The 13339-nt window shown below is 66.6% G+C and carries 9 protein-coding genes; all 9 read right to left on the bottom strand.

The window, feature by feature from the left end:
• Window positions 1-38: 38 nt before the first annotated feature.
• The gene (locus tag AC1RWI_RS11305; protein ID WP_492866430.1) at window positions 39-1466 is read right to left on the bottom strand and encodes an aldehyde dehydrogenase family protein; all 1428 of its coding nucleotides are present in this window, start codon (window positions 1464-1466) and stop codon (window positions 39-41) included.
• A 44-nt stretch (window positions 1467-1510) separates the two neighbouring features.
• The gene (locus AC1RWI_RS11300; RefSeq protein WP_492866428.1) at window positions 1511-2521 is read right to left on the bottom strand and encodes a Bug family tripartite tricarboxylate transporter substrate binding protein; all 1011 of its coding nucleotides are present in this window, start codon (window positions 2519-2521) and stop codon (window positions 1511-1513) included.
• A 128-nt stretch (window positions 2522-2649) separates the two neighbouring features.
• On the bottom strand, window positions 2650-3105 hold the full coding sequence (locus AC1RWI_RS11295) for a MaoC family dehydratase (protein ID WP_492866426.1): 456 nt from the start codon (window positions 3103-3105) through the stop codon (window positions 2650-2652).
• A complete protein-coding gene (locus tag AC1RWI_RS11290; RefSeq protein ID WP_492866424.1) occupies window positions 3102-4268 on the bottom strand; it encodes an acyl-CoA dehydrogenase family protein in 1167 nt (388 codons plus the stop codon). The genes AC1RWI_RS11295 and AC1RWI_RS11290 overlap by 4 nt, the downstream gene beginning before the upstream one ends.
• A gap of 21 nt (window positions 4269-4289) precedes the next feature.
• Entirely contained in the window at window positions 4290-5483 is a 1194-nt protein-coding gene (locus tag AC1RWI_RS11285; RefSeq protein WP_492866422.1) for an acyl-CoA dehydrogenase, read from the bottom strand.
• Window positions 5484-5543: 60 nt separating this feature from the next.
• The gene (locus tag AC1RWI_RS11280; RefSeq protein WP_492866420.1) at window positions 5544-6455 is read right to left on the bottom strand and encodes an SDR family NAD(P)-dependent oxidoreductase; all 912 of its coding nucleotides are present in this window, start codon (window positions 6453-6455) and stop codon (window positions 5544-5546) included.
• Window positions 6456-6524: 69 nt separating this feature from the next.
• Window positions 6525-7109 carry an AMP-binding protein gene (locus AC1RWI_RS11275; RefSeq protein ID WP_492866418.1) on the bottom strand — a complete coding sequence of 195 codons (585 nt, stop codon included), beginning with the start codon at window positions 7107-7109 and terminating at the stop codon, window positions 6525-6527.
• A gap of 375 nt (window positions 7110-7484) precedes the next feature.
• Entirely contained in the window at window positions 7485-11315 is a 3831-nt protein-coding gene (locus AC1RWI_RS11270) for a LuxR C-terminal-related transcriptional regulator (protein ID WP_492866416.1), read from the bottom strand.
• A 103-nt stretch (window positions 11316-11418) separates the two neighbouring features.
• Entirely contained in the window at window positions 11419-13314 is a 1896-nt protein-coding gene (locus tag AC1RWI_RS11265) for an AMP-binding protein (protein WP_492866414.1), read from the bottom strand.
• Window positions 13315-13339 lie beyond the last annotated feature (25 nt).

Below are 13339 nucleotides of genomic sequence, written 5' to 3'. Positions count from 1 at the left end.
TCCATGGCGGAGCACCGGCGGGAGCACCCGCACTCGGACTAGGCGCAGCCAACCATCGTCTTGTACTCAAGAAACTCCGCCAGCCCGTACTCACCGAACTCCCGCCCGTTGCCGGAGGCCTTGTAGCCGCCGAACGGCGCCGCATAGTCAGCCCGGGCACCATTGACCTGAACCAGGCCCGCACGTAGCTGCCCTGCCACGCGATGCGCGCGATCCGCGTCGCCGGACCAGACACTGGCGGCCAGTCCATACTCGGTGTCATTGGCTATCGCTATACCTTCCTCCTCAGTGTCATAAGGAATTATCACCAGCACCGGGCCGAAAATCTCCTCGCGCGCTATGGCCATCCCGTTGTGCACGTCGGCAAACACCGTGGGCCGGACGTAGAAGCCGCGCGACAATCCATCCGGCCGACCGATACCGCCCGCCACCAGCCTGGCGCCTTCGTCCATGCCTTTGGCGATCATGGCCTGCACGCGCTCATGCTGGCTGCGATTGGAGATCGGCCCCAGCTTGCTGTCAGGCGCCGAAGGATCGCCAACCTTCAGCGCGTTTGCCGTGGCTACCGCCACCGCCACAGCTTGCTCATAGCAGGTGCGCGGCACCAGCATGCGGGTAGCTGCCACGCAGGTCTGGCCGGAGTTCATCATGCAGTTGACCACGCCTGCGGATACCGCGGCAGCCAGGTCGGCGTCATCAAGAATCAGATTCGGCGACTTGCCGCCCAGTTCCTGCGTAACACGCTTGACCGTGGGCGCGGCGTGGATGGCCACGTCGATGCCGGCGCGCGTGGAACCGGTAATCGACACCATGTCGACATCCGCATGGCCCGACAGCGTGCGGCCAACCAACTGGCCATCGCCGTAGACCATGTTGAAGACACCAGCCGGCGCGCCGGCTTCATGGAGGATCTCGGCAAAGATGCGCGCGCTCAGGGCGGCGATTTCAGAGGGCTTCAACACCACCGTGCAGCCTGCCGCCAGCGCGGGCGCCACTTTGGCGGCGATCTGGTTGAGCGGCCAGTTCCACGGCGTGATCAGCGCGGCGACGCCGATGGCTTCGCGCGCCACCTCGGTCGTGCCGCGCCGGCTGACGAAGGCAAAGTCCTTGAGCGCGGCCATGGTGGACTGGATGTGCGCCAGGCCGGCCGGCACCTGGTACTGCTGTGCCAGCCACGCCGGCGCACCCATCTCCGCGCTGAGCGCGGCGGCCAGGTCGGCGCTGCGCGCCCGGTAGCACTCGGCAATGCGCCCAAGCAGCGCAAGCCGCGTCTCGCGCGTGGATTGCGACCACGCAGGAAACGCAGCGCGCGCCGCGGCAACGGCGCGCCCGACATCCTCGGCGCCGCCCATGGCCACCTGGCCGATTGCTGCCTCCGTGGCCGGATTGACGATATCGGTCAGCGAACTGGCCGCAGATGCCTCGACCCACCGGCCATTGATGTAGAACTTATTGACAAGCTGCATTGAGTCTCCTGTCTCCTGGATTGGCTGCAAGATGGTTCGCGTCATTACTCCGGCTTCAGCCCCGCCGACGCGATCAGCTTCTTCCAGGTCTGCTGATCGGCGAGCACCGCCTTGCCAAGCTCGGCGCCGGTGCCGGGGTTCGCCATGCTGCCGCGGCCGGCGTAATGTGCTGTCGCCTCTGGAGAATTGACGAACTCCAGCGTGAGCTTGCCGAGCCTGTCCACGATCGGGGCAGGCGTGCCCGCAGGCGCAAACAGGCCGCTCCAGTTGATGCGCGATACCGTTTCGACCAGCGCATTGTTCCGCATGCCGACTTCAGCCAGCGTAGGCACGTCGGGCAACAGCGATACCCGCTTCGGGCTTAGCACCGCGAGCGCACGCAGCTTGTTCGACTGGATCAGCGGCAGTGCGGCCGCGAATTCCACCATCGTGAAATCGACATTGCCGCCGATCAAGTCTGGCAGCAAGCCGCTGGTGGCCTTGTATGGCACGTCGGTGGTCCTGATGCCGGCAGCCTCCGTGAATGCGGCAGCCATCAGCCGGTAGCCGGTGCTGCTGCTGGCGCCGTTAAGCTTGCCTGGCGTGGCCCGCGCCGCGCTGACCAGATCGGCAACCGTCTTGTAGGGCGAGTTGGCCGAGACCACCAGCGCCACTGGCAGCGCCGACATGCGGGCCACGGGCACAAAGTCCTTGCCCGGCTTGTACGGCAGTTGCTTGAAGAGGAACGGATTCGCCGACATCGCACTGGATGCGGTCAGCAGCAGGGTATAGCCGTCCGGTGCTGCCTTGGCCACAAAGTCGCTGGCGATAATCATGTTGGCACCGGGGCGATTCTCCACCACCACGCTCTGCCCCAGTTTCTGCGCCAGGAACTTCGCCAGCAGCCGGGTGTAATCGTCGATGCCCGTCCCCGGACTGGCAACGGAGACGATCCTGATGACGTGGTCAGGATAGCTATGGGCCTGCGGCCTGGCGGGCGATGCCAGTGCCAGCAAGGTGCTGCCGGCGGCCAGGGCAAGGATGCTGCGCCGGCGGGTTGAAATGGCTCTGGCCATGTGTGTCTCCTCCTTGCGTATGCGGCGGCCACAGGGGCCGCTTCTTTTCTTGAAAGTGCCCGTTTTGCACGGGCCGGGTGGTCTGCGAGCAGACCACCCGCCATCGCCACATTGCAGCGGGCGTCCGCTTACGGAAACCGGCGGATGATCGATTCCGCGATGCACACCGGCTTGCTGCCACCCTGCCGCTCGACGAGCATCTCGAGCTTCAGTTGCGCGCCGCCGTTGTCGAGCGGGTCAAACGCCAGCAGTTTGAAATGCGCGCGCAGCAGGCTGCCGACCGGCACCGGCGCGGGAAAGCGCACCTTGTCCAAGCCATAGTTCACGCCCGTGCTGCTGTTTTTCACCTTGTATGCGGTGTGCGAGAAGGCTGGCAGCAGGCTCAGTGTCAGGAAGCCGTGCGCGATCGGCACGCCGAAGGGACCGCTCCTGGCGCGCTCCGGATCCACGTGGATCCACTGGTGGTCGCCGGTGGCATCTGCGAACAGGTTGATGCGCTCCTGCTCGAGCGTGAGCCATTCGCTGGTGCCGATGATTTCCCCGACCAGCGGCTGCAGGTCGCCAATGTTTTCGTAGATCTTCACCCTTGCATCTCCTTTCCGGTCAGGGCTACCTGCTGGGCCCGGGCGTTCCCCGCCTCATGCAGGTCAGCGTTGCCAAACAGCACGTCGGCCACGACCGCGCGCTTGAAGTAGTGCCCGACGGTGTATTCCTCGGTCATGCCGATGCCGCCGTGCAGCTGGATGGCCTGGCCACAGACATAGCGGGCAGCACGGCCGATCAGCGCCTTGGCCTGCGAGACGGTACGGGCGAGCCCCTCGGCGTCGTCGTTCTCCATCGAAGCGAGCAGCGCGTAGAGCATTGAGCGCGCCACCTCGAGTTCCGCGGCCATGTCGGCCATGCGGTGCTGCAATGCCTGGAAGCTGCCGATGGGCACACCGAACTGCTTGCGCACCTTCAGATACTCAGCAGTGATCTCAATCGCCTTTTCCATGGCACCGACCAGTTCGGCGCACAGTGCGGCCGTGCCGTGTGCCAGGCCATGGCGCAGGGCCGCGAGCCCGTTGCCGGCTTCGCCCAGCAGGGCATCCGCCGGCACGAATGCGCCGTCGAGGATGACTTCTGCCGCCCAGCTACCGTCGTGCAGCGGCAAAGCACAGCGCTTCACGCCCTGGGTGCCGGCGTCCACGAGGAACAGGCTGATGAGGGAAGCCTTGCCCGCCTTGCCCGGCAGTGCCGCCGAGACAATGAGGGCATCGGCATCGCAGCCGCCCAGCACCAGCGTCTTGGTGCCGTGCAGTGTGTAGCCGCCGGGTGCCGGCTCGGCGCACGTCGTTACCGGCTCGGGCAGGCCGCGCGACTGTGCCTCGCTGTAGGCCAGCGCGAAGCGGCGCGAGCCATCGGCCAGCGCCGGCAGCAGTCGTTCCTGTTGCGCTGGCGTAGCCGCTGCCGCCAGCGTTTGCGCGGCCAGCACAGCGCTGCCCAGGTAGGGCTCCACCACCAGGCCGCGGCCGAATTCGCCGGCGATCAGGACGGTATCGATGATGGTGCCGCCCAGTCCGCCCGCCGCCTCCGGCAGCGCCGCTGCCAGCCAGCCATTCTCGGCAAAGGTGGCCCAGTGGCGCTTGTTGCTGGGTTCGCCGGACCTCAGGCGCGCCGTGCGCGCTTCGAAGTCATAGTCTCTCTCGACAAAGCGGCGCACGCTGTCCTGCAGCAGGCGCTGTTCGTCATTCAGGTTGAAATTCATGATCAGTCAGTGCCTTCAGAGTTAGAACATCGACTTGGCGATGATGGTGCGCTGCACCTCGCTGGTGCCGCCGTAGATGGTCGAAGCGCGGCGGAAGAACATCTCGTTGGCCATGCCGCGCGCCACGTCCTGCATGGGCAGCGGCTCGGCGGCATCGCGTGCCTGCGGGATCGGATACGCGACGGCGCCGTAGTCGCCCAGCGATTCGACCAGGAAAACCGTCATCTTCTGCAGCAGCTCGGTGCCGCGGATCTTGAGGATCGAGCCCATCGCATGTGCCGCGGGGCTGTGGTCCTGCTCCATCGCGGCCACCCTCTGCACCAGCATGGCAATGGCGGCGAGCTCGGCTTCGAAACGCGCGAGCTGCTGTGCAAATTCGTGCCGCTCCAGCAAGACGCTGCCACCGGCGCACTGACGCGTGGCCAGCGCCCGGACCTGTGCCATGTAGCGTCGCAGCATCGGCAAGTCGGCCGCAGTGGCGTGCTCATTGTTGAGCAGGAACTTGGTGATCTTCCAGCCTTCGCCTTCCGCACCCACCAGGTTCTTCACCGGCACGCGCACGTTGTCGAAGAAGGTCTCGTTCAGGTGGTGGCAGCCGTCGATGGTGACGATGGGGCGCACGGTAATGCCCAGGGTCTTCATGTCGGCCAGCAGGAAGCTGATGCCGGCCTGCTTCTTCACTTCCGTATCGGTGCGCACCAGCAGGAAGATCCAGTCGGCACGGTGCGCGTAGCTGGTCCAGATCTTCTGGCCATTGACCACATAGTGGTCGCCATCGCGCTCGGCGCGGGTGCGCAGCGAAGCCAGATCGGAACCGGAACCCGGCTCGGAGAAACCCTGGCACCACTGGCGTTCGCCGCTGAAGATGTGCGGGAGGTGCTCGGCCTTTTGCTCGGACGTGCCAAATGCGTTCAGCACGGGGCCGAGCAGTTTCTGGGCCCCCGTGTCTTGCGAGGGCGCGCCCACGGCCGTGCATTCTTCGTCGAACGCCAGGCGCTGCAACACGCTCCACCCGGTGCCGCCGTCTTCCTTCGCCCAGTATGGGGCACCCCATCCCTTCTCGTTCAGGATGCGCTGCCAGCGCACCAGTTCCGCCTGGGGCGAACGCGTGCCGATGCGGATGCGCCCAGCCAGGTCGTCAGGCAGGTTCTCGCGCAGGAAGGCGCGCACTTCCTCGCGGAAGGCCTCCTGGCCCAGGTCAGGTTGAAAATCCATCGCTCGTCTCCTCGGATGCCGGCGGCATGCCCGTTCAGGCTGCCGCCGACGTAACTACGCTCAGACCGGATCCCAGCCGAACACGTCGCGCGACAGGTCCAGCTTGTAGAACGATCCCTGGAACATCGGGATGGCGCGCTCGACGCAGGAATCGACGGTCCAGCCTTCGCTGTTGTGGGCGGTGCGGATCGGGCGCGGCTGCGAGAACAGGTATATCTCGTTGTTGCGCACGCCGAAGATCTGCCCGGTGACTTGCTTCGCCTGGTCGGTCAGCAGCGCCAGCGTGAACGGGGCGATCTTGCCGGCCTCCAGGCGCATGTTGATCTTCATGCGCTCGGCCGCTTCCGGCGTATTGGTCGGAATGCTGCCGACCATGCGAGTGAAGGCAAACGGCGCGATGCAATTGGAACGCACATTGAACTTCTGCATGTCCACGGCGATGGACTTGGATAGACCAACGATGCCCAGCTTCGCGGCCGCGTAGTTGGCCTGGCCGAAGTTGCCGATCAGACCGGCGGTGGAGGTCATGTGCACGAAGGCGCCGCTTTCCTGCGCCTTGAAGTGCGGTGCCACCGCGCGCGAGACGTTCCAGCTGCCCTTCAGGTGCACGCGGATCACGGCATCGAAGTCATCTTCGCTCATCTTGTGGAAGATGATGTCGCGCAGGTTACCGGCGTTGTTGACCACGCCGTCCACGCGGCCATACAAGTCCAGCGCCTGCTGCACGATCTTCTGCGCCGCACCCCAGTCCGCCACGCTATCCGTGTTGGCGGCAGCTTCGCCGCCCGCCGCCTTGATTTCGTCGACCGCCTGCTGCGCAGGGCCTGTGCTGCCGCCAGAGCCGTCGATGTTGACACCCAGGTCGTTGACAATGACACGAGCGCCCTGTCGCGCGGCTTCCATTGCGATGCCCTTACCCACGCCGGCGCCGGCGCCGGTCACGATGATGACTTTTCCTTCAAGCAGGCTCATGGTTGGTACTCCAGTTAGATTTGGTTGAAGATTTCAGGATTTCAGGGTTTAGGATTTCAGCGAGGCACCCTATCGCTGTACTGGACGCCCGGCCTGGCCGTGGCGCCGCATCGGCGCCGGCGCAATGCCGGCGGCCAGTGCGCCAGCAAAGTCGTGCACGCGTGGCTGCAGGATGGGCACGCGCGGGTCGCGCACGTATTCGGGGGCCGCCTGCCACGCAGGCGTGCCTGGCTCGCCAGCGAATTCCGAGTAGGCGCCCACGATGCAGCCGCGCAGCCCGTGGGCGCAAAGCAGCGGCGCCACGCGCGGCAAGCCATCCTGCATGGCCACCACCGCGCTCGCGCCGGATTCGGCTACGCGCCCCGCCACTTCCTCCTTTGTACTGAGCGGGCTGATGGCCACGACTTCCGCGTCACAGCGCAACACGGCATGCGTGGCCATGGCAAGCTGCGGGCAGTCATGCATCAGCAGCAGCACACGGTCGCCGTGCCGCACGCCCAGATGCTGCTGCATATACCCAGCCAGCGTCAGGCTGGCATCCAGCAGCGCGCGGTGGGTTAGCCTGCGCCCGTGATATTCGATGGCGATCTCGTCGGGACAGGCTTCGGCCTTCGCCTCGAGGCATAGGATCAGGCTGTGGTCTGGTGCTCGCACGGCCGGCAAAGTACCTGGCGTGCGGACAGCGTCTTGCTGGTTCGGTCCTGACATGGCGGTGCGATGTTCGAAGTTGCTGCCGAGGAGATCATGATTGCGGCTGGCGCGGTGCCGGGCACTCCCCGACGTGGGGGGCCGGTGGAAAGCGGAGCTTATAGGGACAGGAAGGGGGGGAGCGGCGCGCGAATGGAACATGGCGCACGACGGCGCTGATCGGACTGGCGGCGGCAGACCGCACGGATGCCATCTGAATACGCCCAGCCGCCGCGCCCGCACGCCGCGCAGGCCGAAACCCAGTGTCGCGGGGTCACCGGGTACATTGCCAACACGTCGCTCCCGCCTTCGCGGGAGCGACGAACAACGCCAGAAAGACGCTCAGCCGTGCATGCCGCCGCCAGCGGCAGGGCCAGCCAGATCGCGCAGGCGCGCGGCGGCGCCACCGCGTCCACCTACCCCTAGCTTGGCGTAGATGTTCTTCAGGTGCCACTTCACCGTCTCGGTGGAAACGTTCAGCACCTTGGCGATCTTCTTGTTCGACATGGTCTGCCCCACCAGATCCAGGATCTCGCGTTCACGCTCGCTCAGCAGGTCAATCGGCCCGCCGACCGCCTCTACGCGAGCGGGCCCGGGCTGCCGCGCTGCACTGGTGACCGCCGCCCCTAGCCGCTTGATGTAGAACGCAAGCACCGGATCCGGCTCGCTTTCGCGAACCAGTGCGGCCAAGGCATCCAGCGCGCCGCCAGCCACATCGAGCAGCGAGCGCGTCAGCCCCAGCCGGTGACCGCGCCGCATGGCTTCGATGAAGTCACGGCGCGCGGCATGCTCCTCGCCCAGCCCGAGCCTGGAGATGGCCAGTTGCAGGCGCAGGCTGGCCGCGCACAGCGCCTCGCCGCTTCGCTCCGACGCAGCCACAAGCGGCTGCCCGTGATCGATGGCGGCGACGAAGTCCTTGGTGTGCAGTGACATCTCGATGCTGGCGCGAGCGGCGGCCGACGCCGTCTCGGCCGCTTTCTGCACGCCCGCGCCGGCATGGCGCGCGGCAATGGCTTGCACGCATTCCAGGACGATATGGGCGCGCTCCATCTCACCCAGCTGCAGGTGGCGGCGCAAGCGCAGCAGCAGGGCTTCGGCAAGCAGCCGGTCCAGGCCATAGCGCACGGCATAGGCCTCCAGCCGGTCCAGGTAGGCCAGCGCCTGCGCCCGGCGGCCGGCCAGCCAGTGGGAATTGGATAGCACCAGGCAAGCGCGCAGCACGACCTCCGGCAGCGACACGCGCTCCAGCATGCCGATGCGCGGCTCCAGCAACTGGCAGGCCGCTTCGGTCTCGTCTAGTTCATAGAGCGTATCGGCCAACAGGCCGGCGGCCATGCAGGCCAGGCCGACGTACGCCGCGCCATGGCGCTCGGCCTCCTCCATCACTTCCCGCACGATCTTGCCAGCCTGCCGGACCTTGCCTTCCCGTGCCAGGCTGATGGCATGGATGCAGCGGCCAAGCTGGACACTGCGCGGCGCGCCTGCACGCAGGTCGGTTTCCTCCAGCACCTTGCGCGCCAGGTCGTACTCGCCGCGCGAGGTGAGCAGCCATGACAACACGTTGCCACGGGAATGCCACGCAAAATCTTCGGCGTCAGGCGGCACCTGCCACAGCTCCGGCAGCATCGCTGCCGCGGCATCCGTATTGTCGAGTTGCAGCGCCAGCCCGGCACGCAGCAGAAGCAGCGTGTAGCGCCCGGGCGCTCCCAGGGTTGCGTGCTGCGCGTCCAACTGTTCAAGGCTTTGGCGCAGTGCCTCGAAATCGCGCCCGTAGAGCTGCATATAGGCCATCACCACGTGCAGGCCGAAGCGCTGGCGTACCTGCTCGATCGGCAGCAAGCGCATCAGGCCCGCAAGCTGGTTCAGTTCGCCGCGCTCCAGCAGGGTCTGCGCGCAGGCTTCCACCATGACGGCCGCCGCCGTTACGTCGCCGGCCCTGACGGCATGAAATACGGCGTCGTCGATCTGGCCGCACGCGTCGAACCATCGCCATGCCACGGTATGCAAAGCGCGCAGCTCGGCTTCGCCGCGCTCGGCCAGGTGGTTGAGCAAAGTCTCGCGCAGCAGCGGATGGATGCGGTACCAGGCCTCGTGGTCATGGCTGCCGATGATCGTAATGAACAGATTGTTGGCAACGAGCTGGCACAACCGCGCCCTGAGGGGCAGGATGGCCTGGGGCTGGCCCAGGATGTCGGCACAAAGCGGCGCGCAGAACCGCGGGCAGATGGCCACACGGGTCAGCATGTCCAGGTCCTCCGGCGCGAGCCGCATCAGCACCTCGCGCTCGAAATAGCTGGCGAAGGCACGTGCGTCGCGCACCTGCGTCAAAGGATAGTTGTGAGAATTGCCGCCCTGCTTGGTGCGCAGGTCGATGGCAAAGAGCTGTAGCCCTGCCACCCAGCCATCGGTCAGCGCATGCAGCGCGGCGGCGTCAGCGCCGCTGATGTTGCCGAGCTGCTCGCGCAGATAGCGCTCGGATTCTTCCGGAGTGAAGCGCAGGTCACGCATATCGAATTCAGCCAGCGTGTCCTGCAGCCGCAACCGCTCCATCGAAAGCACCAGGGCGCTGCGCGAGCTCAGCGCCAGATGCAGTTGCGGCGGGGCATAGTCCAGCAGCCATTGCAGCGCCTGCAGGCTGCGCGAATCGGTGATGTGATGCAGGTCATCGATCATCAGCACCAGGTTGCGCTGGCGCCTGGCGAGCGCCTGCACCAGCGTGACCACCCAAAGTTCGATTGCGGCTTCGTCGCAGTCGCCCCCGACTACCAGCGACGCCTCGCGCACCGCGGCCGGCTCCGCTTCGGCGATACTGGCCAGCAGGTAGTCGAAGAAGCGTGCCGGTTCATTGTCTTCCACAGCGAGCGACAGCCAGCAGACGTCGTAACCCAGTGAGATCATTGCCTTGCGCCAGGCCATCAACGTGCTGGTCTTGCCACTGCCTGCCTGGCCCTGGATTACCACGCAGCGTTGCCGGCGCGCTTCCAGCAGGCGCGCCATCAACGCTTCGCGCGGCACAAGCTGGCGCGCCCCGCGCGGCGGCAGCACCTTGGTGCTGGCGATCGGGCATACCGTGCGCATCACAGCGACCGTGGGCTGCGGGCTATCAACCGGCGCAGCAGCATTCGCCGCGCACGCTGCCAGTTGGCCTGAAGCCGGAAGCACAGTCGCTGTCGCCGGCTTCGGATTCGCGCGCAGCCATCGGTACGGTGCGGCGGCACGGGCATGGGTGGCGGCTTCAATGGCCGCCAGCACTTCCGGTACGCCAGCCGGGAAACAGGTGCCGGCGCGCGCGCCCTGGGCATCGCGCAGAAAGCGCTGGATAACACGGATCCAGGCCGGCCCGTTCGGCGCCAACTGCACGCTGATATGCGGATGACGCTGCAGCCACTGCTCCATCTCGGCGTGCTGATGGCTGAGATGATTGTCTGCCACCACCCACAACGCCTTGCCTGCCGGCGTGGCCGCCTGGATCTCCTGCAGAAAGGCCAGCCAGGCGGCGGGCCGATCGCCGCCGGCGCCGGACTCCGCAATTTCGGCATCCAGCACATTCAGCGCCGTCACCAGCGACGCCGCAAGGCTGCGTCGGTGCCCGGGCAGAGCGCGCACGTTCGGGCTGACGCCGGCGCTTGCCGGGGCATCGTACCCGCCGGCGGCGTCGAATGACAGGACCAGCGCGTGTTCGGGCGGCGACACATACAGCCCGACGACCTCTGCCGGGCGGCCGCTGAAGTCGGGCGCGCCGGCAGTGCTGCCATGGCCGGCCGCGCCGCTGGCGAGGCCGGCGGCGCGCCAGTGGCGCGAGACGCTTGCCGCGCTCACGCCCAGTTCCGCAGCCAGGCTCCTGGTGCTCCAGTGCCGCGCCGCGCCGGTGTCGTCCGGGCGGGTCAGCATCACCAGCCGCGTCATGTCCACCTTCACTGGCGGCGCGCCGCGCGGCAGGTCTTGCAGGATCCCACCGATCCCGGACATCGCATAGCGCTCGCGCCAGCGTGCCACCTGTGCCCGCCCGATGCCGAGTTGCGGGGCGATGGCATTGTTCTGTTCGCCCCGCGCGGCCAGCAGGATGATATGCGCACGCTGCGCCAGTTTTTCCGGGCCGTCGGCTGCCGTGGCCAGCGTTTCCAGTTCGGTGCGTTCTTGTTCAGTCAGGGTGATCTGGGGTGCAACACGCATATACAGCCTCTGCGGATTGGCTAGGAATGGCCTTGGCCGCCGTGTAGGCGGCCTGTGCCGGATAAACGGCGGCACGGGGTGACGTGCTGCCGGTGCGACTTTCTCAGTGCCTACTGGCGACTGCTGCGGCCACAGGCTCCTCATACAGCGTGCCGATCATCCCGGCGCGGCGCTCACGGGTAGTTGCCTGGTTGATGTAGCCTTTGTCGGCCACCTCGTTGGCGTCGATGGAGGGCGGCTCGGACATCAGCATCACGCGTCGCACCTGCTGGCTCACACTGCCGCCCGGGCCGCCGCACAGCTTCTTGCGCAGTGCCTCCACCACCAGCGGATGCGCCACCAGCGCTTGAGCCGGCAAGTCGGCCAGCTCGGGGGCGAGCTGCTGGCACGCCACCAGGTTGGGCCAGGCCAGCGCCGCGACGAAATCGCGGTCATGGCCACAAATCACGGCATCGGCCAGTAGCGGCGCGCACTGCTCCAACAGCGCCACGCGCACGGCCCCAGTGCGTACCCAGGTGCCATTGCTGAGCTTGAAGTCTTCCACGCAACGCCCTGCGTAGCGCAGGCCTTCGGCCGGCGCATCCGGCACCGCGAGCCGTGCAGCGTCGCCCATGCAGAAATAGCCTTCTTCGTCGAAGGCCGCCGCGGTCAGGTCCGGGCGGCGCAGATAACCGGAGAACAGGTTGCGGCCGCGCATGCGGACTTCGTAGCGGCCATCGCCGCCGTCGAGCGGCACCAGCTTGGCTTCGACGCCCGGTACCGGCGTGCCGAGGTTGCCGATTTCTTCAGCTTGGCGGCTAAAATTCAGGCCCATCGCCGTGGTCTCGGTCGAGCCGAAACCACTGGTAAACAAGATGCGCTCGCCGACAGTGCGCTCGGCCACGCGCTGGAACCTGGCATAGACATCCGCCGACAGGCTGGCACCGCCGAAGCTGACGAACATCAAGCGCGCAAAGAAGGCGCGGGCCAGTGCCTCATCGCGCTCCAGTTCGGTGACAAGCATCGCCCACGCCGCCGGCACGGTAGCGAACATGGTGGGCGACACCTCGCGCAGGTTCTGCAATGTGCGCGCGAACTGGCCCGAAACAGGGCGGCCGTCGTCGATGTAGTAGGAAGCGCCCAACACGAACGCGCGGCCCAGGTTACCGATGCCGCCGAAGACGTGGTTCCACGGCAGCCAATCCAACACTACCGCGCCCTGGTAGGCGGGAGCAGCATGCGCGAAGAGGAACTGCCCCATCAGTGCCTGGACAGCGGCATACGACACCTCCACGCCCTTGGGCGCGCCGGTGGACCCGGAAGTAAAGAAGATGCGCGCCGTGTGTTCTGCCCGAATGGCAGCATGGGCCGCCTCGATCCGTTCCAGGCGCTGCGGCGTCAACTCGCTGGCCAGCAACGTAGTCCAGGCAAGCTGCCCCGGTGCTGGGCAATCGACCGCGATGACCCCGCCGGCAGGTACGGCCAGGGTGTCGAGCGCGCGCGCAAAGGCCGGCGCCGACTGGACAAAGACGGCGGCTGGCTCAAGCAGTGCATTGATGTCCTTGAGGCGGGTAAAGTCGCGGCTCTGCAGCGAGTAGGCCACCGACACCGCAGCGCAAGGAATGCCGACGTATTCGGCTGCGGTAACCAGCAGCGCATGTTCGATCGAGTTGCCCGACAGGATCATCAGCGAGCGTTCGCGTGACAGGCCCAACTCCAGCAGCCCTGCCGCCACCGCCAGCATCTGACGGTAAAACTCGCCCCACGTCACCACCCGCCACGCGCCGTTGCTGTCGCGCTGGGCCAGTGCGGTCTGCTCGCCGCGCTGCTCGGCCCAGCCCCTGACAAAGCCGCTGAAGCCCGGATGCGGCGCCGGCACCGGCGCCTGCGCGGCGCGCAGCAGCAGCGTGCCGTCCGGACGGCGCTCGTGCACCACCGATGCCACTTGCAGCGCAGCATCGCGGTATTTCGGTCCGGCGCCCGGCGTATGCGGGCTGGTCTGTGAAGCGTATTGAAACATCTTGTTCAGTCTCCTCGTTTGCTCT

The sequence above is a fragment of the Cupriavidus sp. MPR-AND1C genome, assembly GCF_058809705.1.
This window is presented reverse-complemented; position numbering and strand designations above follow the sequence as displayed.

Coding starts and splice junctions, on each gene's coding strand:
- AC1RWI_RS11305 (WP_492866430.1), bottom strand. CDS start 1,466: ATGCAGCTTGTCAATAAGTTCTACATCAATGGCCGGTGGGTCGAGGCA.
- AC1RWI_RS11300 (WP_492866428.1), bottom strand. CDS start 2,521: ATGGCCAGAGCCATTTCAACCCGCCGGCGCAGCATCCTTGCCCTGGCC.
- AC1RWI_RS11290 (WP_492866424.1), bottom strand. CDS start 4,268: ATGAATTTCAACCTGAATGACGAACAGCGCCTGCTGCAGGACAGCGTG.
- AC1RWI_RS11285 (WP_492866422.1), bottom strand. CDS start 5,483: ATGGATTTTCAACCTGACCTGGGCCAGGAGGCCTTCCGCGAGGAAGTG.
- AC1RWI_RS11280 (WP_492866420.1), bottom strand. CDS start 6,455: ATGAGCCTGCTTGAAGGAAAAGTCATCATCGTGACCGGCGCCGGCGCC.
- AC1RWI_RS11270 (WP_492866416.1), bottom strand. CDS start 11,315: ATGCGTGTTGCACCCCAGATCACCCTGACTGAACAAGAACGCACCGAA.
- AC1RWI_RS11265 (WP_492866414.1), bottom strand. CDS start 13,314: ATGTTTCAATACGCTTCACAGACCAGCCCGCATACGCCGGGCGCCGGA.